The organism is Fuscovulum ytuae (assembly GCF_029953595.1).
In the GTDB taxonomy this organism is placed as follows: domain Bacteria; phylum Pseudomonadota; class Alphaproteobacteria; order Rhodobacterales; family Rhodobacteraceae; genus Paragemmobacter; species Paragemmobacter ytuae.
In genome coordinates this window covers 2,720,216-2,743,581 of record NZ_CP124535.1, presented here as the reverse complement: position 1 = coordinate 2,743,581, position 23,366 = coordinate 2,720,216, and the positions used below count along the sequence as shown (strand labels likewise).

22 protein-coding genes and 1 tRNA gene are annotated in these 23,366 nt (G+C 63.4%); 13 read left to right on the top strand and 10 right to left on the bottom strand.

The window, feature by feature from the left end; genetic code table 11:
* Positions 1–28: 28 nt before the first annotated feature.
* Positions 29–104 (top strand) — tRNA-Lys (locus QF092_RS13210).
* 85 nt (positions 105–189) lie between these two features.
* Here the strand turns inward: QF092_RS13210 and QF092_RS13205 are convergent.
* A complete protein-coding gene (locus QF092_RS13205; protein ID WP_281464375.1) occupies positions 190–2,046 on the bottom strand; it encodes a hypothetical protein in 1,857 nt (618 codons plus the stop codon).
* A 327-nt stretch (positions 2,047–2,373) separates the two neighbouring features.
* Here QF092_RS13205 and QF092_RS13200 point away from each other — a divergent pair, with 327 nt between their 5' ends.
* Positions 2,374–4,680, top strand: coding sequence for a methyl-accepting chemotaxis protein (locus QF092_RS13200; RefSeq protein ID WP_281464373.1), 2,307 nt, complete (start codon positions 2,374–2,376; stop codon positions 4,678–4,680).
* Between the two features lie 41 nt (positions 4,681–4,721).
* Here QF092_RS13200 and QF092_RS13195 read toward each other — a convergent pair whose 3' ends face one another.
* From QF092_RS13195 to QF092_RS13175, 5 genes are read right to left on the bottom strand one after another with little or no spacing between them, the layout of a single operon-like run.
* The gene (locus tag QF092_RS13195) at positions 4,722–5,627 is read right to left on the bottom strand and encodes an HAD-IIA family hydrolase (protein ID WP_281464372.1); all 906 of its coding nucleotides are present in this window, start codon (positions 5,625–5,627) and stop codon (positions 4,722–4,724) included.
* A complete protein-coding gene (locus tag QF092_RS13190; RefSeq protein ID WP_281464370.1) occupies positions 5,620–6,390 on the bottom strand; it encodes an SDR family NAD(P)-dependent oxidoreductase in 771 nt (256 codons plus the stop codon). The genes QF092_RS13195 and QF092_RS13190 overlap by 8 nt, the downstream gene beginning before the upstream one ends.
* 5 nt (positions 6,391–6,395) lie before the next feature.
* The gene (locus QF092_RS13185; RefSeq protein WP_281464369.1) at positions 6,396–6,956 is read right to left on the bottom strand and encodes an SIS domain-containing protein; all 561 of its coding nucleotides are present in this window, start codon (positions 6,954–6,956) and stop codon (positions 6,396–6,398) included.
* Positions 6,953–8,302 carry a sn-glycerol-1-phosphate dehydrogenase gene (locus QF092_RS13180; protein WP_281464367.1) on the bottom strand — a complete coding sequence of 450 codons (1,350 nt, stop codon included), beginning with the start codon at positions 8,300–8,302 and terminating at the stop codon, positions 6,953–6,955. The genes QF092_RS13185 and QF092_RS13180 overlap by 4 nt, the downstream gene beginning before the upstream one ends.
* Positions 8,299–9,363: an ABC transporter ATP-binding protein gene (locus QF092_RS13175; RefSeq protein ID WP_281464365.1), complete on the bottom strand. Its 1,065-nt coding sequence runs from the start codon at positions 9,361–9,363 to the stop codon at positions 8,299–8,301. The genes QF092_RS13180 and QF092_RS13175 overlap by 4 nt, the downstream gene beginning before the upstream one ends.
* Before the next feature lie 128 nt (positions 9,364–9,491).
* Here QF092_RS13175 and QF092_RS13170 point away from each other — a divergent pair, with 128 nt between their 5' ends.
* The 6 genes from QF092_RS13170 to QF092_RS13145 all read left to right on the top strand — a co-directional run bounded on the left by QF092_RS13170 (position 9,492) and on the right by QF092_RS13145 (position 15,943).
* Positions 9,492–10,829 carry an ABC transporter substrate-binding protein gene (locus QF092_RS13170; protein ID WP_281464363.1) on the top strand — a complete coding sequence of 446 codons (1,338 nt, stop codon included), beginning with the start codon at positions 9,492–9,494 and terminating at the stop codon, positions 10,827–10,829.
* 114 nt (positions 10,830–10,943) lie between these two features.
* Entirely contained in the window at positions 10,944–11,822 is an 879-nt protein-coding gene (locus QF092_RS13165; RefSeq protein ID WP_281464361.1) for a carbohydrate ABC transporter permease, read from the top strand.
* Positions 11,822–12,649: a carbohydrate ABC transporter permease gene (locus QF092_RS13160; protein ID WP_281464359.1), complete on the top strand. Its 828-nt coding sequence runs from the start codon at positions 11,822–11,824 to the stop codon at positions 12,647–12,649. Before QF092_RS13165 ends, QF092_RS13160 begins: the two co-directional genes overlap by 1 nt.
* A gap of 10 nt (positions 12,650–12,659) precedes the next feature.
* A complete protein-coding gene (locus tag QF092_RS13155; RefSeq protein WP_281464357.1) occupies positions 12,660–13,625 on the top strand; it encodes a sugar-binding transcriptional regulator in 966 nt (321 codons plus the stop codon).
* Complete coding sequence (gene xylB, locus QF092_RS13150) at positions 13,622–15,082, top strand: xylulokinase (RefSeq protein ID WP_281464355.1); 1,461 nt, start codon at positions 13,622–13,624, stop codon at positions 15,080–15,082. Before QF092_RS13155 ends, xylB begins: the two co-directional genes overlap by 4 nt.
* Positions 15,083–15,091: 9 nt before the next feature.
* On the top strand, positions 15,092–15,943 hold the full coding sequence (locus tag QF092_RS13145) for an endonuclease/exonuclease/phosphatase family protein (RefSeq protein WP_281464353.1): 852 nt from the start codon (positions 15,092–15,094) through the stop codon (positions 15,941–15,943).
* Positions 15,944–16,011: 68 nt separating this feature from the next.
* Here the strand turns inward: QF092_RS13145 and QF092_RS13140 are convergent, their stop codons facing one another.
* Together QF092_RS13140 and QF092_RS13135 are read right to left on the bottom strand one after the other, a co-directional pair.
* Positions 16,012–17,250: a saccharopine dehydrogenase family protein gene (locus tag QF092_RS13140; RefSeq protein WP_281464351.1), complete on the bottom strand. Its 1,239-nt coding sequence runs from the start codon at positions 17,248–17,250 to the stop codon at positions 16,012–16,014.
* Between the two features lie 55 nt (positions 17,251–17,305).
* Positions 17,306–18,400: a carboxynorspermidine decarboxylase gene (locus QF092_RS13135; protein ID WP_281464349.1), complete on the bottom strand. Its 1,095-nt coding sequence runs from the start codon at positions 18,398–18,400 to the stop codon at positions 17,306–17,308.
* A gap of 198 nt (positions 18,401–18,598) precedes the next feature.
* On the opposite strand from QF092_RS13135, the gene QF092_RS13130 reads away from it, so the two are divergent.
* Entirely contained in the window at positions 18,599–18,991 is a 393-nt protein-coding gene (locus tag QF092_RS13130; RefSeq protein WP_281464347.1) for a DUF6152 family protein, read from the top strand.
* Positions 18,991–19,455 carry a DUF6644 family protein gene (locus QF092_RS13125; protein ID WP_281464345.1) on the top strand — a complete coding sequence of 155 codons (465 nt, stop codon included), beginning with the start codon at positions 18,991–18,993 and terminating at the stop codon, positions 19,453–19,455. Before QF092_RS13130 ends, QF092_RS13125 begins: the two co-directional genes overlap by 1 nt.
* A 211-nt stretch (positions 19,456–19,666) precedes the next feature.
* Here QF092_RS13125 and QF092_RS13120 read toward each other — a convergent pair whose 3' ends face one another.
* Both QF092_RS13120 and QF092_RS13115 read right to left on the bottom strand, forming a co-directional pair.
* Positions 19,667–20,371, bottom strand: coding sequence for a winged helix-turn-helix domain-containing protein (locus QF092_RS13120; RefSeq protein WP_281464344.1), 705 nt, complete (start codon positions 20,369–20,371; stop codon positions 19,667–19,669).
* On the bottom strand, positions 20,343–20,633 hold the full coding sequence (locus QF092_RS13115; RefSeq protein WP_281464343.1) for a hypothetical protein: 291 nt from the start codon (positions 20,631–20,633) through the stop codon (positions 20,343–20,345). The genes QF092_RS13120 and QF092_RS13115 overlap by 29 nt, the downstream gene beginning before the upstream one ends.
* Positions 20,634–20,834: 201 nt before the next feature.
* Here QF092_RS13115 and QF092_RS13110 point away from each other — a divergent pair, with 201 nt between their 5' ends.
* From QF092_RS13110 to QF092_RS13100, 3 genes are all read left to right on the top strand, one after another.
* Positions 20,835–21,359 (top strand): hypothetical protein, encoded by a 525-nt coding sequence (locus QF092_RS13110; RefSeq protein ID WP_281464342.1) that lies wholly within the window; start codon positions 20,835–20,837, stop codon positions 21,357–21,359.
* A gap of 135 nt (positions 21,360–21,494) precedes the next feature.
* Positions 21,495–22,136 (top strand): ribonuclease HII, encoded by a 642-nt coding sequence (locus QF092_RS13105; RefSeq protein WP_281464341.1) that lies wholly within the window; start codon positions 21,495–21,497, stop codon positions 22,134–22,136.
* 90 nt (positions 22,137–22,226) lie between these two features.
* Positions 22,227–23,348 (top strand): site-specific DNA-methyltransferase, encoded by a 1,122-nt coding sequence (locus QF092_RS13100; RefSeq protein WP_281464340.1) that lies wholly within the window; start codon positions 22,227–22,229, stop codon positions 23,346–23,348.
* The last annotated feature ends 18 nt before the right edge of the window (positions 23,349–23,366 follow it).

Sequence of the window (23,366 nt, the reverse complement as noted above, 5' to 3'; positions counted from 1 at the left end):
CCGTGGCGCAACTAATCACCCCGCTCGTGGGCCCGTAGCTCAGTTGGTAGAGCAACTGACTTTTAATCAGTGGGTCACAGGTTCGAATCCTGTCGGGCTCACCACTGACCTCCTTCCTTGATGAATACGGTCTGGCCACGGTGTCGCTTGTCCCGTCCCTACGGGCGCAAGGTGATGAACAGCCCGCCCCTAGGTCGCATCCGATTGGGCACAGATAGACGCAACCAACGCCCTCAGCGCGTCCTTCCGGCCCTCGAACGCCACCCGATCATAGATCAGCGGTGGGTTCTCCCGATACTGCAGCGACGACCAATCCAACTCATCCGCCATGCTACGGATCTTCCGCAAAATCCGGGGCTTGATCTGCACCGGCCCCTCCGCCACTGGTGGTAGCCCCAGAAGGATACGCATTATCCCCCGCATCGCCGCGCTCTGCGCATTCGCCTGCCGCAGAATCTCGGCATCGACATCGCTCAAGCCCGCTTTGCCTTGGGTTTCCCTGCCCGCTGTGACGGGGCGAAGCCCCAGCCGACCCAGAACCTCGTCCACAGCGTTGCTTTGGGGCTGAAGGGCAATCTCCTCCACCACCTCGGCCCCAAAACAGCGCAAGGCCTCTTCGAACATCTGATCCCAGTCGCACAGCTTCGCGATCACGGGCCTGCCAAAGAAATCGGCAAAGCTGTCGCCATGCCCCCAATGTTCCGCCACGCCGCGTGACCGGGGCCGCCCCACCATTTCCAGCGCATGTTTATAGAACTGCCTCTGCCAGGCCCTCTTGTCCTGCGTGCAGACCAGAACCCGCATCGGCACGTCGCTGAACAAGGCGCGAAACTGCTTGAACATGACCCGGCGGATATAGGGCATCTCCAGAAACAGGTCTTCATCCGACAGCATCATCCGGGGCGCATGCACTTCACACTCGCGCAAGGCGCGCAGGCGGCCCATGTCGCCCGACAGCAATGCCTCGCTCAGCCAGCGATGATCGGGTGGCGCCCCCCCGCCAAGGGCAAGATCACCGCAATACTCCACCCCCTGATCGCCATAGGCCGCCCGGTTACTGGCCAAATGCGCCTGCAATCCACCGCCGCCAAGGCCGGGCAGGCCGATATGCAAAAGCATCTCTTCCAAAGGGCGGGCCACGCCAACATTGGCGTCTCGTTCAGCCAGCCCATACTGCCAACGGGAAGCCAGCCTCCTCATCCCGGCCCTCTCGGCCTCACCAATCATCACCTGCGCCAAATTCTTGCGTCTGGGCAGAGCCACGCAAAATTCACCGATCCGGCGGATATATCGCGGGCTGTTGCGGCGGCCCGCACGCAGCGCCTGTCGTAGCGCCAGATGATCCCCGGTCCCCATGATCAGACGGAACAGCGCATCCGTCCCGCCTGCCTGAATCAACATCTCCAGCACGCCATGCCCGCTGCCGGGCTGGAGGATGCTGTGCCATTTGGCGACCTTCGGGAACAGGTCTACATGCCGTTGGTCCAGGTCATGGGTCGGGTCATGCATGACGAAATAGGAAATCTCGTCGCTGATCTGATCCGATACATCATGAATGAAAGGCCCGATCTCCGCCGCTGCCGCGCGGTATCGGTGATCGAAAGGGGTGACATTCTGCTCGATGCTGAACTGCGGGCTAACAGCGATCACCCGATCCGAGCCCAACCTCTTGCCTGCCAGTATCGCACCATAGCCACCCATGCTGGCCCCATAGGCCGAAATCGGCGCCCGCCCGGCAACAAAGTCGCGGGCCGCCTCGACGGCCGCAAAGAACCCGTCCGATTGATACCAATTGGTCTTCGCATAAGTGAGCGAGATCACCGCCGCCCCGCGTTTGCGCAAAAACCCTTTGCCCCATCCCGGCGCGTCTGGGCCAGTGGGATGCGTCATATCAGGAAAGGTCATGACAAACCGATCCACCCGCGCCGGATCGGGCCCGTCATAATCCACGTAAAAATCGGCATTCTCATACAAACGCTGGCAGAAGGCCGTCGCTGCCTCCGGTGCCAAGGCGGTTCTGTCGTCCTTTGCCGCCCCGTCCATCATGCCCTATGCCGCATGCCCCGCAGGGATCTTCTGAAGATCACCATAAAGGACCGTCGGCACCATAGCGGAACACCTCTGCACGCGATCACACCCGGCACCCCAACGACTGGCCCCAATAGGGCGTTACTCTCCCATAGCGCCAAAATCGACGGAAGCCAAAACTTTGAAATAGAATGAAACGGCAAGGCCATTGTCGGTGCGCATCGGTCTGTGGCGCTAAGCAGAGCCTTAACTTGTTTGGCCCAAGATCACAGAAAGACGCGACGGCAACCTTTGCCGCGCGGCCTTCAATCTTGGGTTTCTGTTCGCATCAGGGGTAAGGCAGCCATGACTAAGGCCGCGGCGTTCACGGGCAGCATCGGGTTCAAATTCGGGGGCGTCCTCGCCCTTGTCTCTGGCCTGCTTTTTGTCACCACATGGATCAGCTTCACGCAATTCGGTCGCTTCTCCGTTGCCCTGTCCGATTTCGTCCAGACAGAGATGCCAAACCTCGCTAGAAGTTCCGATATCATTGAACGGTCCGGCGACCTGACCAAGGAATTGTCGCATCTGCTGATCGAATATGATCCCGAAAAGATGTCCTCCCACATCGACGACGCGCTCATCGCGCTTGATTCTCTTCGCACCGGCAAAATTGAAATTCACGGCGATGGCACGCCGGGCCTCACGAAACGAACCGACCGGGTTGCCGAACTCCTTTCCACCATCGCGCAGACCCGTGCCGAAGATATCGCAAGCAACATCTCCACCCGCGAAAAGGTCGCCTCGCTCGGCGAAGCGGTCACCGCGGCGGGGGATCGTCTCATCCACATCTCCAACATGTCCTATCTGTCGGTCCGCAGCACCGATCCGAACCAACCCGCAGGCGAACTCCGCACCTTTCTCACCCGGATGGCCCACGCGACCGAGCTTGAACGCCTTCTCGGCGATCTGCACTCCGTGATCCTGACCGGTGCCACCGCCGACCACCCCGATCAGATCACCGCCGCCCAGTCAAAGGCCAACGCCCTGTTCAGCAAGATCCGTGGCCTTGCCGCGAATTTCGCCGATGATGCGACCATACCGCCGGCCGTGGACCGGATCATTACCCTCTCCTCCGCAGAAGGGGGTGTCCTCGCGGGCCGCTCGGCCACCATCGCGGCGCGGGATGCCGCAAGCGAATCATCGCGTGAGGTGGCCGATCTCCTTGGCGGCATCAGCGCATCTGCCCGCGAACTGGAACAAGCCGCGATAGACGAAATCAAGACGGCAAGCAGCACCCTGATCACCGCCGCCGAAGACGGACGGCTGACCATGGTTTCGGTTGCAGGGCTTACGGTTCTTGCTGCCCTCGGTGCCGTCGCCGTCACCCTCTTCATGATCCTGCGCCCCCTGCGTCGTGTCATCGGCGTGACCGAGCGCTTGGCCGGCGGCGATTTCGCCCCCGTCCTCGGATTTGATCGGCAGGGCGGCGAAATCGGTCGCCTGGCCCGCGCCCTTGCCGTCTTCCGCGACAACCTTCTCGAACGCCAAAGGCTCGCCACCGAAGACGCCCGCCGCGAAGAAGAGGCCCGCGCCCGCGCCGAACGCGAAGACCGCGAAAACCGCCGACGCGAAGAGACAGAGCGTAAGCGTCGCGCCGATGAACAGGCCGAAAAGTTGCGCCGCGAACAAGAAGATCTCCGCCAGCGCGAAGCCCGCGCCGCCGAACAGGATCGGATCGTTTCTGTCCTTGCTTCAGCGATGAAACAGCTCGCCGCGGGCGACCTCTCCGTCCATCTGGGCGACCCATTCCCTGCGGCCTATGAACCGCTCCGCAAGGATTTCAACAGCGCGATCGAATCGCTGTCCGAGGTGATCGGTGCCATCGTCGACCGCGCCGGAAAGATCAACGACAACGCGCTTGAGATCTCCGCCTCATCCGACGAACTCTCTCGCCGCACTGAAAGTTCGGCCGCAACGCTGGAGGAAACCGCTGCCGCTCTGGGCGAAATGACAACCGCCATCGCCTCTGCCGCAGCCATGGCCACTCAGGCCAACAAGGTCGCAACACAAGTGAACGACCGCGCGCAAGAAAGCGGCGAGGTGGTCCGCCAAGCCATCCACGCCATGTCCCGAATTGAATCCTCGTCGCGCAAGATTGCGACGATCATCGATGTCATCGATCACATCGCGCGGCAAACAAACCTCCTCGCCCTCAACGCCGCGGTCGAGGCGGCACGGGCCGGCGAGGCAGGCCGCGGTTTCGCCGTCGTCGCGTCTGAGGTCCGCGCCCTCGCGCAACGATCGTCGCAGGCCGCCGGTGAAATCACTGGCCTCATTTCCGAATCGGATGAACAGGTGACCCACGGTGCCAAACTTGTCAGCAATGCGGGCGAAGCACTTCGTGGCATTGTCAGCGGTGTGGAACAGATCGCGCAGCAGGTGAACGAAATCACCAAGGCGGCGCAGGCGCAATCCGGGGGCATCAACGAGGTGAACCTTGCCACCGGGCAGCTGGACCAGACCATGCAACAAAACGCAGCCATGGCAGAAGAAACCACCGCCGCCACCCGCGTCCTGACAAATGAATCTCGCCACCTGCGCGACATGGTCCTGCGCTTTCGCGTGGCCTCGGTCGATGGCCCTCCCAGACGCCAGCCGCAGGTGGCCTGACCCGGCGGTCAGTTCCGGGTGCCCGCGCGATGCCACCCGCCTCAGGTGGTCGCCACAACCGCGTCCGGCACGATGCCCGAACGCGCGATATAGCCCCGCACGTCCCGCCCCGCGAACAACCCGTGATCCGCCACCAGCACCGCCCCCATCCCCGCCGCACAACCACCCAGCACATCGGTATGCAGCGTATCCCCCACCATCGCCAACCGTTCGGGCGGCAGGCCGGTTCGCGCGCAGGCATCATGGAACCCGTCGGCAAAGGGCTTGCCATACCAATGCGCCACACCGCCCAGCGCATCCAAAATGGCATGCGCAAACAGCCCCGGCTCTTGCGAAAACCCATCCTCACGCGGGGCCACCAGATCGGGATTGGCCACCACGATGGGGATCGGCCGCCGCGCCATCGCCTCCATCAGCCGCGCTTGCAGGACAGGCGTCCAGCGCACCGATGACAGGAACAGAACCCCATCCGCCACATCGAAAAGCGCAGGCTCCGCCACCGCATCCCCCACCCGCCCCGGCAGATCGGAAAACCCGTCCCCTTCTGCCGCGATGGCCGCCCAATGCGCGCCGGGCATCAACCGCCCGATGCGCGCTGCTGCCACATCCCGGCTGGACACCACTTCCTCTGCGGAAAAGTCGAATCCCAGATTACGATATTTCCGTAATGCTTCCGCCCGCGTGTAGCTCGCAGCATTGGTCAGCACGCACAGCTTCTTGCCCCGCGCCCGCAGCTCGGCCATCCGCGCCACCGCGCCAGGGATGGGCGTCTCACCCACGTTCAGCACCCCAAACGCATCCAGCACGAAGCCATCCCAACGATCGGCCACCTCGGAAAGGGTGCGCGCAAAGACGGGTGCCGCCGAGAACCGCGCCACAGGCAGCCGCGCCCGCACCGCCTCGTAACGCAGGAACGCGGCCTCCGCGTCCCGCAAATCCTCAGACACTGGAATAGCCCCCCTCGATCATCAGGATCGCCCCATTCACCAACCCCGATGCGGGCGAGGCCAGATACAGCGCCATATCCGCCACTTCCACCGTCTCACCAAACCGTCGCGCGGGCGTGGCGGCACGCATCGGCCCGCCCTTTTCCTCGGGCCCCCAAACCGCCTTGCCCATCGGCGTCAGGATCACCGTCGGGCAAATGGCATTGACCTGCACATTATGCCGCGCCCATTCCGCGCAGAGCGATTTGGTCAGCGCATTCAACGCCCCCTTTGACGTCGCATAGGCCGCATGGTCATCCAGCGCGATCACCCCCGTCTGGGACGAAATGTTGATCACCTTCCCCCAGCGCTGCGCAATCATCGCGGGGCCAAGCGTCTGCGCCAAAAGAAACGGCGCGCGCACATTCACCGCCATCGTTTCATCCCAATCGGCCAGCGACAACTCCACCGCAGGCGCGATCCGCGCAATCGCCGCGTTGTTCACAAGGATATCAATGGTCCCCCAGGCCTCCAACGCCTCACGCGCAGCCGTAACGGGGCCATCCGCCGTGCCCATCTCTGCCTCGATCACCAGACAGCGACGCCCCCGCGCCTCTACCTCGCGCTTCACCTCCAGCAACCCGGCCGTGTCCCGCGCCACTGCCACGATATCCGCCCCGGCATCGGCAAAGACCTTGCAAATCTCGAACCCGATCCCCTTCGACGCCCCGGTAACCAGCGCCTTGCGCCCGGCCAGCGAAAACCGCGCTTCCCATTCGGCCATGCCCGTCACTCCAGATTCGTATGCCGGTCGCGCATCGCCTCGGGCGAAACCCCCAACCGATCCCGCAGCATCAGGATCAGCATCTCGAACACCAGATACTGCGCCCCTTCAAACAGCGATCCCATCGGCAGCACGCTCGCCACGCGTGGCCCCGTGTCATCCGCCATCGTCTGCGCCGGGATCATCAGCACCCGATCCGCCCCCTGTGGCACCGCCCCACCGGGTTGCGCCGTGACGCAGGCCACCCGCGCGCCTGCACCCTTGGCCACCCCCATCAGGCCCAGCACTGTGGAAAACGCCCCCGGCCCCGCGCTGACAACCAACAGATCACCCGCGCCCACAGGCGGGCAGGACATATCCCCCACCACATGCGCATCCAGCCCCATGTGATACAGCCGCATCGCCAGCGCCCGCATCATCAGGCCCTCGCGCCCGACGCCATAGCAGACCACGCGCCCTGCACCCGCCAAGTCCTCTACCATTCCCGCCAGCGCCGAAGGGTCCACCCCCGCCGCCGCTGCGCGCAGCTCGTCTGCCGCGCGCGCCACCTGCTCTGCGTAACTCATGCGCGCCCCTCCTTCCGCGCGGGCAAAGGCAAGGATGCCTCCACCGCCGCCTCCAGCATCCCGCATTCTTCCAGCAAATCCAGCACCGTGTATCGGCTGCGCAGGAACCGCGCGTTCAGGGTCGTCCGGCGGAGGTAATCCCGCCCCACCCCAATCTCCGCCGCCTCGGCAGGCGCGCCCGCACGATGCAGCATGCCCACCATCAGATCAGGTGCCATCACCTGCGCCCTCAACCGCTCTGCCAGAAGGGGCCAACCCTCCCGCACACGCTCCAACCGCGCGCGCAGGTTCGCGCCTTCCACATGTTTGGCCCGCACCTCTTCCACAGCCCGCGCGGCAATCTCGCCAGGGCCAAAGGCCGCATGGATGGCCGCGATTTTCACACCAAGCGAGGGGGCCGCCGCCACCGCCGCCGCCACATCCAGCCGCGTCATATCCTGCCCCAGCAGCCAGTCAAACAGCCGCAGCGCCATCACGCAGCCCACTGCCACACAGGCCCCATGGCTTACCCGTTCGCCGCCGAATTTCAGATCGTCCATCTCCCACAGATGCGCGATCTGGTGATCGGCACCCGAAGCGGGCCGCGACGACCCATGCAACTCCATCGCCAAACCCACCAGCGTCAGCCCGGTGAACAACCCCTCCAGCGCCGCCGCATCCCCGGCGGCAACTGCCTCTGGCGCCCCAAGCCATCCACGCAGTCCGCCTTGCACCAAGGGCCATGCCACATCATCCACCGCCTCGATGCCCAGCGCATCAGCGATGATCCAATCGCCCCCCGCAGGCACCTTGCCCGCTAGGTCACCATATCCCCACCCCGTCATCTCGGCAGGGGCTGCGGCGATCACATCCAGATCGCCGATCACCGCTTTTGCGGGGCGGCACTGGATCGTCTTCTTGAACCCCTTATCCGAAAGCGGCGACCCGGCCGAGGTATAGCCATCCATGCTCGCCGCCGTGCCCACGCATAGATAATCGCGCCGCAGGCCAAAGGCCGCGTGTTTGACCACATCGTTGATCACGCCCGACCCTACCGCCACCGGAACCGCCTGATCCACCGCCAGCACATCGCGCAGGCTGTTGGCCAAATCGACCGTTGACTTCAACCGGGGCCGCCCCGGCATCACGTGATGCCTGACCGCCACACCCGCCGCCTTCAGCGACGCCTCAACCGCAGCCCCTGCCGCAATCCAGGTATTTTCATCGGCGATGACGCAGGCAGGCCCATCCCCGAACTGCCGCCGAAACAACGCCCCCGTCTGCGCCAGAACCCCGCGCCCCACCAGCACCTCTGCCACTGTGGCCGATTTCGCCACCGCCCCTGCAATAAGTGCCGCCGCCGTCATGCCGCCACGCCCCCCGAAGACAGCGTCACGCCATCTGCCCCGAAAAGATGGATGCGATGCGCCGGAAAGGACAACCCCACCGTCGCCCCATGATCCAGCGCGGTATCGCCCTCGGCCCGCACCACCATCTGCCCGCCAGCCGTCTGCACATAAAGATAGGCATCGCCCCCAAGCGTCTCTCGCAGGATGACCGTCCCATCCATCTCGCCCGCGCCGGGGGCCACCAGCCCCATATGTTCGGGCCTGATCCCCAGCCGCACCGCGCCCGGCACGGGTGCGGCTGTCCCGATCACCGTCTCCCCGCAGGCGACGCGACCGCCCTCGGACCGGATATCGAGGAAATTCATGCTCGGCGCGCCGATGAACCCCGCCACGAATTCGGTGCGCGGCCGATGATACAGGTCCATCGGCTGCCCCACCTGCTCCACCCGCCCCGCGTTCAGGACCACGATCTTGTCGGCCATGGTCATCGCCTCGACCTGATCATGGGTCACATAGATCATCGTGGCCTTCAGTTCCGAATGCAGCGCCTCCAACTCGACCCGCATCTGCACACGCAGCTTGGCATCAAGGTTCGATAGGGGTTCGTCGAACAGAAACACCTTCGGCTGCTTCACAATGGCCCGCCCGATCGCCACCCGCTGCCGCTGCCCGCCAGACAGATGCGCAGGCTTGCGGTCCAGATAGGGCTCCAACTGCAACACCCGCGCCGCCTCGGCGATTCGCCGCTCCCGGTCTGCTGGGGTGAAGTTGTTGATTTTCATTCCGAAATCCATGTTCTCGCGCACCGTCATGTGCGGATAAAGGGCATAGGACTGAAACACCATCGCCACGTCTCGTTCGGATGGCGCAAGGGCTGTCACATCCCGCCCACCGATAGAAACCGTCCCGCCCGAAATCGACTCAAGCCCCGCAATGGATCGCAGCAGCGTGGACTTCCCACATCCCGAAGGCCCCACAAAGACGACGAATTCGCCATCGGCAATGTCCAGAGAAACCCCATGCAGCGCCTGCTGCGCCCCATAGAACTTGTCCACCCCGACCAGCTTCACCTCGGCCATCCGCCGCCCTCCCGTTCCTGCCGCGCATTTTTCCCGGTTGACAGGATGCGCTTGCGATACATTTATATGCTAGGCGTTACAAATGGAAGTCAACGGTTCAAACGCTTAACCCGCTGGGAGGAAAAAAGATGAAACTCAAGATGCACGTCAGTGCGCTGGCGCTTGCCGCATCCACGCTTGCACTGGGCGCCCAAGCCAATGCCTGGTCGCTGGAAGAAGCCGCCAAACCCTATGCCGGCACGGAACTCGAGGTGCTCTTCCTCGATCGTCCGGGCTACAACGCCGCGATCCAGATGCTGCCGGAATTCGAGGCCGCGACCGGGATCAAGGTCAATTACACCGTCGTTCCCTATGAAAACGCGCTGGGCGAACAGGTCCGCGATTTCGTCGCGGGCGGCGATCTTGATATCGCGCTGATCGACCTCGTCTGGATGGGCAACTTTGCCGAAAACGGCTGGGTCGTGCCGTCCGAAACCTTCATCAACAACCCGGACCTCGCCGATCCGGCGCTGAACATGGACGATTTCTTCCCCCTCGTCCTGAACGCCTTCGGGTCGTGGAACGGGGTGAATTACGGCCTGCCCTTCGATAACTATTCGGGCCTTCTCTTCTACAACCGCTGCATGTTGGAGGCCGCCGGTTTCGATAAACCTCCGGCCACCTGGCAAGAGGTGATGGATACCTACGGCCCCGCCCTGACCAAAGACGGCAAATACGCCTATGCCCTGCAATCCAAGCGGAACGAAACCCAGTCGGCAGACAGCTTCGCCCGCTTCCTCTGGCCCTTCGGCGGGTCCTTCCTGAACGCCGAATTCCGGTCGAACCTTCTGTCACCCGAATCGCAGGCGGGCCTTCAGTTCCGTCAGGACCTGATGAAATTCATGCCCGAAGGCATCGTCGCTTATGACCATGCCGAAACCGTCAACGCCTTCGCGCAGGGCGATGTGGCGATGATCACCGAATGGTCGGCCTTCTATTCCACCGTGGTGAACCCCGAAACCTCGACCGTGGCCGATTGCGTCGAAATCGCCCCCGAACCGACCGGCCCCGCAGGCCGCAAGCCCGCGCTGGGCGGCTTCTCCCTCGCCGTCGCGTCGCAGGCCGACGAGGCGGAACAGGCCGCTGGCTGGCTCTTCATCCAGTGGGTCACCTCGGCCGCCAATGCCGGGCGCTATCTGGAAATGGGCGGCGTCCCGGCCCGTCAATCGGCCTATGCCGACCCGGCCCTTGCCGCGACCTACAAGTTCATCCCGGCGCTGGTCGAATCTTGGCAGGATGGCGTGCCGGAATTCCGTCCGCGCTTCGCCGAATGGCCCTCGATCACTGAAATCGTTCAGGAATGGGGCACCAAGATGATGCTGGGCGAAGTCAGCATCGAAGAAGGTGCCAAGACCATCGGCGAACAGATGGAAGCGGTCCTCGCCGAAGCGGGCTATTACGACGGCAAAAAGCCGCTGGCTCAATAAGGCTGGCGCAGCCACCTGTCAGACTGGCAAAATGATGCGCCCATGCTCCCGTGACGGCGCATCCGTCCCCGGCCTTACAAGGGCCGGGGACATCTCGCAGAAGGACCCCGCTTCATGACCGCTCATGTGCGCCGCAAGACGATCTTCGCCTTTCTCGGCCCTGCCGTCGCCGCCTTGCTTATCGTGGGGATCGTGCCCCTGCTCTATGCGGTCTGGAAAAGCCTTCACAACTTCAACCTCACCAAACAGGCGCAGACGAAATTCGTCGGCCTCTCCAACTATGCCGAGGTGTTGACCGATCCCACCTTCTGGCAGGCAATGGGCCGCACCGCGACCCTCTTCCTGATCTCGGTCCCGATCCAGATCGCCTTGGGCCTCTTGATCGCCATCGTCCTGCACCGCCCCGGCCTAACCTTTTTCAAGACGCTCGCCCGCCTGTCGCTGGTGCTGCCCATGGCCACGACCTATGCCGTCGTGGGTCTTCTGGCGCAGGTCATGCTGAACCAGAAATACGGTGTGATAAACCAGATGCTTGGCTGGATCGGCATTGATGCCATCAACTTCATCGGCGATCCCACCAACGCCTTCATCGCCGTCATCATCTGGGACATCTGGCAATGGACGCCCTTCGTGGCCCTCGTCCTGCTGGCGGGCCTCTCCACCGTCCCGCCGGAAATCGAAGAAGCGGCCATGTTAGAGACGAAATCCCAATGGACCGTCCTGCGCTATGTGCAACTGCCCTTCCTCATCCCGTCCCTTGTCGCCGTCTTGATCCTGCGCACCGCCGATACGCTGAAACTCTTTGACATGCCCTTTACGATGACGCGCGGTGGCCCCGGATCGGCCACCGAATTCATCGCCGTCCTGATCGAACGCGTCGGCAACCGGCAATTCGACATCGGCCTCGCCTCGGCGCAGGCGATCATCATGCTGGCGATCACCATCTTCCTCGCCCGGCTCTACATCCGCTTCTTCTACCGCGAGGTGAACTGATGGCCGCCCCCCTGCAACGCCGCGCGCTCTGGGCCGAAGGGCTGCTCCTGCTGCTGATCCTTCTGTTCTGCATCTTCCCCTTTTACTGGATGGTCACCACCAGCCTGAAAACACAGGTCGTGGCCCTCCAATCCCCGCCCGCATGGGTCTTTACCCCCACGCTGGCGAACTACTGGGAGGTGCTCTTCGAAGACCGCGTCGGCTTCGCGCTCATCAATTCCATCATCGTGGCCGTCTGCACCACGACGCTCGCCGTTCTTCTTGGCACACCCGCCGCCTATGCGCTGGCCCGCTTTGAATTCCGCGGCAAACAGGACCTGTGGTTCTGGTTCATCACCAACCGCTTCGTCAGCCCCGTCGTCCTTGCCTTCCCGGTCTTCCTCCTTAGCCGCGAACTTGGCCTGCGCGACACCCATCTCGCGCTGATCCTGATGTATCTGACCTTCACCCTGCCCATCGTCATCTGGATCTGCACCGATCAATTCCGCTCCATCCCGCGCGAATTGGACGAGGCCGCGCTTCTAGAGGGTGCCTCCCAATGGCGCATCTTCCGCTCCATCTGCCTGCCCCTCGCCATGCCCGGCGTGGCGGTGTCTTCCATCCTTTCCTTCATCTTCTCGTGGAACGAACTGCTTTTCGCCTACATCCTTGCGCCCAAGGCCGCGAAAACCGCCCCCGCGATGGCGATCACCTTCATGGAAGGTTACGATGTGCCCTATGGAAAGATCATGGCCACATCGACGCTGATCGTCATCCCGGTGTTGATCTTCGCCCTGATCGCGTCGAAACATCTGGTGCGCGGCCTCACGATGGGCGCGGTCAAGTAAAAGGATACGGATGGCGCGCGCCCCGAAACTGCCGCAGATCGACGCCGAACAGCGCTTCCTCGCGCAGGTGGCTTGGGCCTATTACGTCGAAGGCCTGACACAGGAAAAGGTTGCCGAAAAACTCGGCGCGACCCGCCTCCGCGTGAACAAGGCCCTGTCCGAGGCGCACCGCATCGGCCTTGTCCGCATCACCTTCAACACCGCCTTCGCCGCCTGCTTCGATCTGGAACAGCAGCTTTGCGAAAGATTCGGCCTGAAACAGGCCTATGTCGCGCCCGCTCCGGCACAGGAAAGCGACGTGCAAACGATCACGGGCGCGGCGCTGGGCAACCTTCTATCCGAAACCCTCGCCGACTCCGGCGTGAAAAGCTTTGGCATGTCTTGGGGCGGCACGCTCAACATCGCCACCCGCTTCCTCGCCGCCATCGAACGCCCGGATCTTGAGGTGATCTCCGTCATGGGCGGCCTCACCCGCGGATCGGACCTCAACAGTTTCGAAATCACCACCCGACTGGCCGACCTCCTCGGCGCGCAGCACAGCTATTTCACCGCCCCCCTTTACGCAGGCAGCGCCGAAAGCCGCGACACGATCATGCAACTCGATGTCTTCCGCGACATCCTCGAACGCATCCGCGCCGTCGATGCGCTGGCCATGGCGGCAGGCGATCTGTCGAAACGCTCGCTTCTGATGCGCGACGCACTGCCCAGCGGCACGTCGATCGATGAACTGCGCGCCGCAGGCGGCGTGGGCGATATTCTCGGCACCGTGATCGACGCCAATGGGCGGCCCATCGACCACCCGATCAACGAAAAGGTCATTGGCATCGGCATCCCCGATCTGGTCCGCATCCCTAATGTCATCCTCGCCGCAGGCGGCGCGCATAAGGTGCCCGTCTGCCGCGCCATCCTTGGCCTTGGCCTGATCGATACCTTCGTAACCGAAGAAAACACCGCCCGCGCGCTGGTGTCCGCATGACCCTGACCATCGGCATCGACCTTGGCACATCGGGCGTAAAGGCCGTCATCCTGCAGGATGCCGAAACCGTGCTCGCCGACGCAGCCCAGCCCATCGCCGTGTCGATCCCCTATGTCGGCTGGTCCGAACAAGATGCCGAAGATTGGGTCACCGCCGTCTGGTCCTGCCTCGACCGCCTTGCCGCCTCTGCCCCCCGCGAAATGGCCGCCGTCTCCGCCATAGGCCTGTCAGGCCAGATGCTCTGCGCACTCCTCCTCGACAAGTCCCACAAACCCCTGCGCCCCGCGATCCTCTGGAACGATCAACGCAGCATCACCGAATGCGCCGAACTTCTGCAACGCTGCCCGGATATCGGCCAGCGCACCAACGGCACGCCCGACCCCGGCATCACCGCGCCGAAACTCCTCTGGCTGGCCAAGCACGAACCGCAGGTGATGCGCGACGCGCGCATGCTCCTGCTTACCAAGGATTACGTCCGCCTTGCCCTGACGGGCGAGGTGGCCTCCGAACCCACCGATGCAGGTGGCACCCAATTGATGGATTGCCGCACCGGGCAATGGGACCACCAGCTTTGCGAAATCGCAGGCTGGAACCCTGACCACCTTCCCCCCCTCACGCAGGCATGGCAGGCGGCAGGCGGCCTCCGCCCCCAACTGGCCGCCCGCTGGGGGATGAAACCCGGCATCCCTGTCGCGGCGGGCGCAGGCGACAACATGGCCTCCACCTTGGGCGCAGGCGCGGCCCGCCCCGGCGATGCCGTCCTCACCATCGGCACCTCGGGTGTCGCCTGCATCGTCGATGCCACCTTCCACCCCGGCCCGCAGCGCGCCATCCTTACCTCTGCCCATGCCGCGCCCGATACGTTCCTCTCCATGGGTGTCGTCATGTCCGCTACCGCCGCGCTGGACTGGACCGCCCGCCTCTCCGCCACCACCGCCGCGGCCTTGGCGGGTGAGGCCGAGGCGATGGATACCCGCAAAACCGATGCCGCGCCGGTCTTCCTCCCCTGCCTCACCGGCATCCGCACCCCGGCCAACCGCCCACAGGCAACGGGGCGGCTTGAAGGGCTGCATCCCGGCGTCGACCGCGCCATGATGGGCTACGCCACGATGGAAGGCGTCGCTTTCCAATTCGCCGATTGCATCACAGCCCAGCGCGAGGTGGGGGCGATCCCCCAACGGTTCATCGCCGTGGGCGGTGGCACCCGTTCTGCCCTCTGGACCGCCCTCATCGCCACCGCCATCGGCGAATCCGTCGCCCTGCCGGCACGATCCGATATCGGCGGCCCGGCAGGCGCGGCGCGCCTTGCCGCCGTCGCGGCGGGGGCCTCTCCCGATGTCCTCGCCGCACCCTTGCCGATGCGCGCCACCATCGACCCCGACCCCGCCTTGGCCGCCCGCCTCGCCCCAAGGAAGGCCCGCTTCGACGCGCTGGTGGAAAGCGCGCGGCGCGGCTAGCCTGCCGCCATGAAACTCACCACCTACAACATCCAATACGGCTTTGGCGCGGATGGCCTCTACAGCCTGACCCGCATCGCCGACACGATCCGCGACCGCGACCTGATCGCCGTGCAAGAGGTTGACCGCCACTGGTCCCGCACCAATCACGACGATCAACCCGCGATCCTGTCGGCGCTCCTCCCCGACCACCACATGGTCTACGCCCCTGCCTTCGACATGGCCCTTCCCGGCGAACGCCAGAAACGCCGCCAATTCGGCCCCCTCATCCTGTCGCGCTGGCCGATCCTGTGGTCGCGCACATGGCCGCTGCCCAAACGCCGGATGCTTGACCCGATCAATACCCAGACCGCCGCGCTTGAGGCTGTCATCGCCCACCCCTCGGGTCCGATCAAGCTCGTCAACATCCACCTCGCCCATGTCGGGGTGGAGGAACGGCTCGACCAGATCGCATTTCTGAAACGGGTGTTAGGAAACCCCATAGCCGAAGGCGGACCATGGAGCGGCACCGACGACGAACCCACCCGCAACTGGACCGAAGGCGAAGCCGAACCCCCCAATCCCACCCGCGCCATCTGGGCGGGCGATTTCAACATGGAACCGGGCAGCGCCGAATACCGCGCCCTTCTGGGCCAAACCCCCTACCACCCCGGCGCGCGCTACGCCGATGGCCTGACCGACCCGGCAGCGGGCCTTGGCCTTCACACCCATGTCAAGGACATCGCATGCGAAATCCGTCTCCGGCAGCTTGACCACATCTTCCTGACGCCAGATCTCGCCCCTCATGTCGCAAGGGTCTGGCCCGACACCGCCAACCTAGCCTCCGACCACTTCCCCCTGCATCTCGACCTGACGCTCTGAACCAAAAAGGGCGCACCCACAGGCACGCCCTCCGTAGGGTGGGGTTCCACCCCAGCGATCCCCAGAAATCAGAACGCCAGTTCCCGGTCGCCGCCCGCATCCTTCACCCGGTTCGGCAGACCCATGACATTCAGAAGGTTCATGAAGGGCTTCGGGTCCAACGCCTCCACATTCACCATAGTCCCCACATCCCATACACCTTCCGCCACCAGCAGCGCCGCCGCCACCGGCGGCACCCCGGCGGTATAGGAAATCCCCTGCGAGCCGACCTCCTCGAAGGCTTCCTTGTGATCGGCCACGTTATACAGCATCACCTCCGCAGGCTTGCCGTCCTTGACCCCCTTCGCGATGGTGGCAATGCAGGTCTTCCCCGAATAACCGGGGGCCAGCGACGCCGGATCCGGCAACACCGCCTTCACCACCTTCAACGGCACCACCTCCAGCCCCTCGGCCGTCCGCACCGGTTTCTCCGACAACAGGCCAAGGTTCTTCAGCACCGTGAAGACGTTGATGTAATGGTCGCCAAACCCCATCCAGAACCGCACATCCGCCCCCGGATACCGGGCCGACAGGGAATGCACCTCATCATGCCCGGTAAGATAGGCCTTCTGCTCCCCCACCACAGGCATATCCCAAACGCGGCCCACCTCGAACATCCGGTTCGACTGCCACGCCCCGCCCTGCCAGGAATAAACCGTCCCCGTAAACTCGCGAAAGTTGATCTCAGGGTCAAAGTTCGTCGCGAAATACTTCCCATGCGACCCGGCATTGATATCGACGATATCGATCGACGTGATCTCGTCGAGGAATTCATCCTCCGCCACCCGCGCCCAAGCGTTCACCACGCCGGGGTCAAACCCCACGCCAAGGATCGCGGTCACCCCCGCCGCCTTGCACCGATCGCGGCGCTTCCATTCGTAATTCCCATACCACGGCGGCGTCTCGCAGATCTTGCCGGGGTCTTCGTGAATTGCCGTGTCCATATAGGCCACGCCCGTCTCGATACAGGCCTCCAGCACGGGCATGTTCACAAAGGCCGAGCCGACATTGATGACGATCTCCACCCCCAGCTGACGGATCAACCCCGCCACCGCCGCGCTGTCCATCGCATCAACGGCATGGGCGGCAAAGACGCCCGGCACCTTCATCGCACCCTTTTCCTGCACCGACGCAATGATCGCCTCGCATTTCGCCACGGTCCGCGACGCGATATGCAGATCGCCCAGCCGATCGTTGTTTTGCGCGCATTTATGCGCCACGACCTGCGCCACGCCACCTGCGCCAATGATCAACACGTTGCGTTTCATGGTAAAACACCCCCTTCAGGAAGGGCCGGAAGATCCGGCAATTTCAGCCAAGGTTTCAGCCAAGGTTCCCGGCAAAATCGGCATAGCCGAATTCCCGCGCCACGGTCATCGACCCGTCCAACTCCTTGATGACGATGCTCGGCATCTTCACCCCGTTGAACCAGTTCTTCTTGACCATCGTGTAACCCGCCGCATCTGCGATGCTCAGTCGGTCGCCCACAGTCAATGGCGCGGGAAAGTTGAACTCGCCAAAGATATCCCCCGCCAGACAGGACTTGCCGCAGATCATGTAAGGATGATCCCCCGCGACCTCCATCTTCCCCGCCTGCCGATAGATGAGAAGGTCAAGCATATGCGCCTCCACACTGCTATCAACGATAGCAAGGTCCTTGCCGTTGTTCAGGATGTCCAGCACCGTCACCTCAAGGCTTGCCGCCCCCGTGATCGCCGCCTCCCCCGGTTCCAGATAGACCTGCACCCCGAACCGATCCGAAAACGCCTTCAACCGCGCCGCCAGCTTGGCCACCGGATAGCCCTCGCCGGTGAAATGGATGCCGCCACCAAGGCTCACCCATGTCAACCGCGCCAGAAGGCCGCCGAACTCCTCTTCGATCCGGGTCAGTTGCCGGTCGAACAGATCGAAATCCGCATTCTCGCAATTGTAGTGGATCATGAACCCGGAAACCCGATCCATCACCCGCTCGATCTTCCCGGCATCCCATTCGCCCAGACGGCTAAAGGGCCGCGCCGGATCGGCCAGATCGAAACCGCTGGTGGAAAACCGCGGGTTCAGCCGCAGCCCCCGCGCAATGCTGGCCGACTGGTTGTCGAACCGCTCCAACTGGCCCACCGAATTGAAGATGATCTTGTCGGCATAGCCCACCGCTTCCGCGATCTCTTGCTCCGGCCATGCCACTGAATAGGCATGTGTCTCCTTGCCGAACTTCTCACGCCCCAGTCGCAGCTCATAAAGGCTCGACGACGTGGTGCCATCCATATGTTCGCGCATCTGGTCGAACACCGGCCAAGTGGCAAAGCATTTCAGCGCCAGCAGAACCTTCGCCCCCGACCCGTCGCGCAACTCATCCATCACGGCCATATTCCGCGCCAGCTTCGCGCGGTCGATCAGATAGAAAGGCGTCTGGATCATCACGAAATCCCCCCCGGGACCAAAGGGAAACAAGAGCGGGGGTATTTAGGTCCATACCCCCCCCTGCGCAAGCCCCGTAAGACCCCCACATGACACCACCATGACACGGCCACGCAGCCTCACCATCCGGTGATCCCCCTTGGCGCGCGGGCAACCCAACCCTAGCTGCGCAGGAACAACCCAAGAAAGGTGCCGCCGATGAAGAAACCCGCCTCCTTCCGCGCCCTCCTCCTTGCGTCCGCCCTCGCAGGGGCTTCTGTCACGCTCGCAACGCCCATCTTCGCCCATCACGGCTGGAACTGGGCCGAGGCCGAGGAAACCATCCTCAAGGCCACCATCACTGCCATCTCCCTTGCCCCACCGCATCCCGAACTGACGGTGACCGATGCCGAAGGCCGCGAATGGACCATCGAATTGGGCAATCCTCGCCGCACCCAAAGCGCGGGCTTTGTCGAAGGCACGGCCAAACCGGGCGAGTCCGTTACCATCCTTGGCAACCGCGCCTTGGATGGCAGCGCGGTGATGAAGGCCGTCCGCATCACGCTGAACGGCACGAACCACGATTTCTACCCCGAACGCATCGACAGCTGATGCTCGACACCATCGCCGCCCTGCCCCTCGCTAGCCTCCTGCGCGGGTCAGGCACGGCCTATCTGCTGGTGAATGCGACCCATATCCTTGGCCTCGCGCTTCTGATCGGGGCGATCCTGCCGCTGGACCTGCGCCTTGCCGGCGCCTTCCCCCGCACGCCTCTTCCCATCATCGCCCCCCTCCTGCGCGGCATGGCCCTTCTGGGACTGACTCTTGCGCTCCTCACAGGGGTGGCCCTCTTCACGACCAATCCCACCGAATACGCCACCAACCCCGCCTTTCAGATCAAGCTCGCCCTCCTTGCCGCAGCCCTCCTGAACGCCGCCCTCGTCACCCGCAGCCGGGCATGGGCGCAGGTGCTGTCGGGGGCTTCCCCCCCGCCCGCGCTGCGCCTCATGGCGATAGTGTCAGCATCGCTCTGGCTCGGCGTCCTGCTCGCGGGCCGCTGGATCGGTTTCCTTTAATCTTCCCCCCAGCTTCATCTTGGAAAAAATACTCTCGGGGGTCCGGGGGCAGACAGCCCCCGGCCGCCAGCCGCCAAGCGATTCGTCCGCAATCCTTAACGCCCCGAAAACCCGCCGCGCGTGGCCACAGAATGCTGCACAAATCCCGGCACAAAACAGGGCACAACCGATTGTGGCGAAAATGGCAGATTAATCCAGCGTCCTCAGGCCCTTAGACCATCCGGATCGCATCCTTCCCCACCGCCAGCACATAGCCCCGCCGCGCGATCGTCTTGACCAAAAGTTCGCTCACCAACTGATTGCCCAGCGCATCCCGCAGCCGCTTTACCCGCGTCGCCCCGGCGGCCTCATCGCAATCCGCCTCGCTGCGGCCCGAAATCACCGCCTCGATCTGCGCACCCGTCAGGACCTCGTCATCCATCCGCGCCTCGGCCAGCACGGCCAGCGTTTCCAGCGCCGCTTCGGTCAACTGGAACTCCATATCATTGATATAGACGGCCCGCCCCTCACGGCTGATCAGCAGGCTCGCCACCTGTATCCCCGACCGCTGGATGGCCGAAATGCGCCGGTTCAGCGCGATGATCGTCACCAAAAACACCAGCGCCGCCACCATCAGGGCAGTGGCAAAGACCAGCAAAACAAAGATCACCATCCGATAGGACGCCAGCACTTCAGAAAAGGCCGTGCCCGATTGGGCCAAGATTTCCAACAGCTTGATATCGGCGAAACTGGTCAGATCGTCATTCTCGACGAACAACCGTTCCACCTTGGCATTGAAGGCATTGGCGTCGGGCAGGTTCATGAACAAAAACACCGCCGCCCCCAGCAAGATCGTGACAATCGCCACGATCCCCCCGGCAACGACGCGGTTGCCCGCCTTCAGGCTCTCAGAAGCGGAGGAAGTATTCTCCTGCACTCGATTTCCTTTCTCCCAGCCCCTCTGGCCCAAAGACCGACAGCACGTTCAACAGGGTCCACCCGCCCGCCGCAAGACGCGGGGCAAGTTCCCCCTCGGCCGCGCCAGGGCCAGCCCCACAGGCCCCATCACTGACCTGTGCCACCCCATAATGCAGGCGCAAGGGATCGTCCTGCTTTGCCTTGTAATCGGCATAGCATTCGGCAGAAGCCTGCTGCCCAAGGGCCAGCACCGCTGCCACGGCAAGGAAAAGGCGCTTCATCACAACGACCTCCGTTTATGCCCTGCACTCTGCCCGCACCCCGCCCGCTAGGCAATGACAGAGGCGCGGGAAAAGGGTTTATGCCGCCGTTATCCCATAACAATCCCGCGTTATTGCCTGTCCGGCCCCATCGGCCCCAGCCTTGGCCTATCCCGGATCATCAGCCCGATCCGATCCGCCCATCCCACAACGGAGGCCAAGATGACACGCTCCGAAACCCTTGCCGAAACCGTCCACATCACCGCCAGCCTGCCGCGGCCGCGCGGCGAAGATCGTCGCCGCATCGGTCGCCGTCTTGCCGCAACCGTTGCTGCGGCGGCCACCGCGCTGGGCCTTTTGGTCGGCACATCCATTCCCGCACGTGCCGATAATGACGATCTGGCCAAGGCACTGGCAGCGCTTGCCATCGTCGGCATCATCGCCAGCCAGGCCAATCGCAACCGGGGTCAGCAGCAATACCAGTATGCCCCGCAGGAACCCAAGCACGGCCACCAACCTCGCCCTGCGCGCCACCCCCGCGTGCCATCAGTCTGCGCCATCGAAATCAGCGGCCAATCTGGCACCGCCATCGTCTATGGCGAAAACTGCCTGCGCCAACAGGGCTTTGACTACCGCCTGCCGCAGTACTGCGCCCGCTCGGCGCGCATCTACGGGCAGCGTGATCGCATCTACTCGGATCAATGCCTGCGTGAGGCTGGCTTCCGGGTAGAAGGCGCCCGGTATTGACCGCCGGGTAGCCACAAGGGCGCGGGTCATCCTTGCCAGACCCGCGCCCGCCTTCGGGGGTGGGGGGGTGAGCAGCCCCCACCCCCACCCTTTTCCACCCTTCCCCCAAAGCCATGCATCCGCTACGTCCCAAGGATGCCGCCGAAAACCCGCCCCGACTTCACCTTCGAAACCGCCGCCTTCTCCTGTGGCCATGCCTGCGTCGTGGGCGTCGATGAGGTGGGCCGCGGCCCCCTTGCCGGCCCCGTCACCGCCGCCGCCGTGCGCCTCGACCCGGCCCGCATCCCCGATGGGCTGAACGATTCAAAGACCCTGACCGAGACGCGGCGCAACGCCCTTTTCGGCGCCATCATGGCCGTGGCCGATGTCTCCATTGCCCATGCATCGGTGGCGGAAATCGACGAACTCAACATCCTCCGCGCCAGCCATCTGGCCATGGAACGGGCTGTAAAGGGTCTGGCAACCTTTCCAGATCATGCTCTCATCGACGGCAACATGATCCCGAAAGGCATCGGTTGCAGTGCCGAAGCGGTGGTCAAAGGCGATGCCCGTTCTCTCTCCATCGCGGCTGCATCCATTGTGGCAAAGGTCACACGTGACCGGATCATGGTGGATTTGGCGCAACAATTTCCCGGTTATGGCTGGGAAGTTAACGCTGGTTACCCGACTCCCGCCCATCTTCGGGCGCTTCTAGATTTTGGAATAACCCCACACCATAGGCGTTCGTTCAAGCCCGTCCACAATATCTTGTATCAAGAACATTCTATAACCCGTTGATTCAAAAAAGAATTTGACGCCGAATCACCTCTGAATCATCTTTGTCGGCAACAAGAACGGCACCAAAACGGGCCGACGACAGAGGCAGACATGACGAACAAGACCAAGGCCGAGGCGGCATCCCTGCCCCTCAACCAGATCCTTGCTGGTGACTGCATTGATGTGATGAACAGCCTGCCCGCAGGCTCCGTCGACCTGATCTTCGCCGATCCGCCCTATAACCTGCAACTGAAGGGCGATCTTCACCGCCCCGACAATTCCAAGGTCGACGCCGTCAATGACCACTGGGATCAGTTCAGCAGTTTCGCAGCCTATGACCAGTTCACCCGTGATTGGCTCAAGGCCGCGCGTCGCCTGCTGAAACCGAATGGCGCGATCTGGGTCATCGGCAGCTATCACAACATCTTCCGCGTCGGCACCGCCTTGCAGGACGCAGGCTTTTGGATGCTGAACGATGTCATCTGGCGCAAGTCGAACCCCATGCCCAATTTCAAGGGCAAACGTCTGACGAATGCCCACGAAACCCTGATCTGGGCCAGCCGGGACGAAGCCGCCAAATACACCTTCAACTATGAGGCGCTAAAGGCCCTCAACGAAGGCGTGCAGATGCGGTCGGACTGGGTCATCCCACTTTGCACCGGGCATGAACGGCTCAAGGATGAAAACGGCGACAAGGCCCACCCCACCCAAAAGCCCGAAGCCCTGCTTCATCGCATCCTGATCGCCACCACCAATCCCGGCGATGTGGTCCTCGATCCCTTCTTCGGCACAGGCACCACCGGCGCGGTGGCCAAGATGCTGGGCCGCGACTTCATCGGCATCGAACGCGAAGAGGCCTACCGCAAGGCTGCCACCGAACGCCTCTCGCGCATCCGCAAATTCGACGCTTCCGCCCTTGAAATCACCGGCTCCAAACGCGCTGAACCCCGCGTCCCCTTCGGTCAGGTCGTTGAACGCGGCATGCTGCGGCCCGGTGAGGAACTCTTTTCCATCGGCAACCGCTTCAAGGCAAAGGTCCGTGCCGACGGCACCCTGATCGGCAACGATATCAAAGGGTCCATCCATCAGGTCGGCGCGCATTACGAAGGCGCGCCCTCGTGCAACGGTTGGACCTACTGGCACTTCAAGCGCGACGGCAAGATGATCCCCATCGACATCCTCCGTCAGCAGATCCGCGCCGAAATGGACAGCGACCAAGGCCGCCCGAACTGATCCGAACACCCCGCAAAA

Excerpts from the sequence above, each read along its gene's own strand:
- QF092_RS13205 (WP_281464375.1), bottom strand. The coding sequence starts at position 2,046 with ATGATGGACGGGGCGGCAAAGGACGACAGAACCGCCTTGGCACCGGAG.
- QF092_RS13200 (WP_281464373.1), top strand. The coding sequence starts at position 2,374 with ATGACTAAGGCCGCGGCGTTCACGGGCAGCATCGGGTTCAAATTCGGG.
- QF092_RS13190 (WP_281464370.1), bottom strand. The coding sequence starts at position 6,390 with ATGGCCGAATGGGAAGCGCGGTTTTCGCTGGCCGGGCGCAAGGCGCTG.
- QF092_RS13185 (WP_281464369.1), bottom strand. The coding sequence starts at position 6,956 with ATGAGTTACGCAGAGCAGGTGGCGCGCGCGGCAGACGAGCTGCGCGCA.
- QF092_RS13180 (WP_281464367.1), bottom strand. The coding sequence starts at position 8,302 with ATGACGGCGGCGGCACTTATTGCAGGGGCGGTGGCGAAATCGGCCACA.
- QF092_RS13175 (WP_281464365.1), bottom strand. The coding sequence starts at position 9,363 with ATGGCCGAGGTGAAGCTGGTCGGGGTGGACAAGTTCTATGGGGCGCAG.
- QF092_RS13170 (WP_281464363.1), top strand. The coding sequence starts at position 9,492 with ATGAAACTCAAGATGCACGTCAGTGCGCTGGCGCTTGCCGCATCCACG.
- QF092_RS13165 (WP_281464361.1), top strand. The coding sequence starts at position 10,944 with ATGACCGCTCATGTGCGCCGCAAGACGATCTTCGCCTTTCTCGGCCCT.
- QF092_RS13160 (WP_281464359.1), top strand. The coding sequence starts at position 11,822 with ATGGCCGCCCCCCTGCAACGCCGCGCGCTCTGGGCCGAAGGGCTGCTC.
- QF092_RS13155 (WP_281464357.1), top strand. The coding sequence starts at position 12,660 with ATGGCGCGCGCCCCGAAACTGCCGCAGATCGACGCCGAACAGCGCTTC.
- xylB (WP_281464355.1), top strand. The coding sequence starts at position 13,622 with ATGACCCTGACCATCGGCATCGACCTTGGCACATCGGGCGTAAAGGCC.
- QF092_RS13145 (WP_281464353.1), top strand. The coding sequence starts at position 15,092 with ATGAAACTCACCACCTACAACATCCAATACGGCTTTGGCGCGGATGGC.
- QF092_RS13140 (WP_281464351.1), bottom strand. The coding sequence starts at position 17,250 with ATGAAACGCAACGTGTTGATCATTGGCGCAGGTGGCGTGGCGCAGGTC.
- QF092_RS13135 (WP_281464349.1), bottom strand. The coding sequence starts at position 18,400 with ATGATCCAGACGCCTTTCTATCTGATCGACCGCGCGAAGCTGGCGCGG.
- QF092_RS13130 (WP_281464347.1), top strand. The coding sequence starts at position 18,599 with ATGAAGAAACCCGCCTCCTTCCGCGCCCTCCTCCTTGCGTCCGCCCTC.
- QF092_RS13125 (WP_281464345.1), top strand. The coding sequence starts at position 18,991 with ATGCTCGACACCATCGCCGCCCTGCCCCTCGCTAGCCTCCTGCGCGGG.
- QF092_RS13115 (WP_281464343.1), bottom strand. The coding sequence starts at position 20,633 with ATGAAGCGCCTTTTCCTTGCCGTGGCAGCGGTGCTGGCCCTTGGGCAG.
- QF092_RS13110 (WP_281464342.1), top strand. The coding sequence starts at position 20,835 with ATGACACGCTCCGAAACCCTTGCCGAAACCGTCCACATCACCGCCAGC.
- QF092_RS13105 (WP_281464341.1), top strand. The coding sequence starts at position 21,495 with ATGCCGCCGAAAACCCGCCCCGACTTCACCTTCGAAACCGCCGCCTTC.
- QF092_RS13100 (WP_281464340.1), top strand. The coding sequence starts at position 22,227 with ATGACGAACAAGACCAAGGCCGAGGCGGCATCCCTGCCCCTCAACCAG.